Genomic DNA, 1,056 nt, shown 5'->3' with positions numbered 1-1,056 from the left:
ACCCAGGCGTCGATGCGCGGCGGCACGATATCGCGCGCGCCATGGGCATTGAAGCCGTCGCTGATCCTGCCGCCCGTCGGCCCGAAGGAGAAGGCGAAGGCGGTAACGAGCAAAAGTGCCGCCACCGCGCGCAGGGCCCAAGGGTCGCGCTCCGGCACGCGCGTGCGCGGCAGGTCGGCGCCGAGGTTGTCGAGCTTTCCGGCCATGCGCTTCTGGTGTTCGCGCCATAGCGCCTGCGAGAAGCTGCTTTCCCGGCCGCTTGGCCGGTCGGTCTGCACCAGCACCGGGCTGTGCAACAGTTGATTGGCTGCCTCGATGCGGCGGTCGATTTCGCCGGCGCCCGGCAGGCGGAAGAAACGCAGGGGATAAAGCGCGGCCAGTGCTGCTATGGCAAAGGCAGCGACCAGGCCGATGCGCGCCATATCCGGCAGCCGGGAGAATAGCCCGAGCCAGGAGATGCTGAGGAACAGGCTGGCAACGATGACGAGGGGAAGCAGCAACGGCCAGCCGCGCTCGACCACCATCGAGACCCGCGTGGCCAGCCTGCTCAAAGCCAGCCGCCCGGCGAGGCCGCGATCGCTGCTGAAGGTGGGTCGTTGCGTCATCGGCCCTTCCTTGAGCCTATGGCATCCCGAAACCGGGATGCGGCCCTATCCCTTTGAGCATGATCTGTTCCGAAAGGGATTCCATGTTTCGGGATCATGCTGTGGAGCGGGCAGATAGCCCGACGCCTCACGACTCAAAGAATACCAGCAAACACGGCAAAGGCGAGGCGGTTCGAAAAAACGTGAAGTGGACCGTTATAGTTCCATCCTGCATACCCTTTAGAAGGCAGCAGGCCCTTTAGAAGGTAGCGGGGTCCGCATTCGCCCCGCAGACCAGCACGGCGAGCCGTTCGCCCTGCGCCGGCGCATAGCGGCCCGACAGGATTGCGGCAAAGGCGGCCGCACCTCCCGGCTCGGAGATGATGCGGGTTCGGTTCCACAGCGCCTTCTGCGCGGCGACGATGTCGTCGTCGCCGACCAGGATCGAGCGTTCGACATAGGCCTCGGCGAT

Annotated in this window: 1 protein-coding gene and 1 pseudogene; both read right to left on the bottom strand. The window is 65.4% G+C overall.

Going from position 1 to position 1,056, the window contains the following annotated elements:
- The coding region (locus EN994_RS32775; protein ID WP_127308219.1) for a DUF4175 family protein at positions 1-605 on the bottom strand (605 nt) is incomplete at its 3' end.
- 238 nt (positions 606-843) lie between these two features.
- Positions 844-1,056: pseudogene (locus EN994_RS32770) on the bottom strand (pyridoxal-phosphate dependent enzyme); the annotation flags it as partial.

Origin of the sequence: Mesorhizobium sp. M7A.F.Ca.CA.002.09.1.1 (assembly GCF_003998555.1) — a bacterium.
Taxonomy (GTDB): Bacteria; Pseudomonadota; Alphaproteobacteria; order Rhizobiales; family Rhizobiaceae; genus Mesorhizobium; species Mesorhizobium ciceri.
This window is presented reverse-complemented; position numbering and strand designations above follow the sequence as displayed.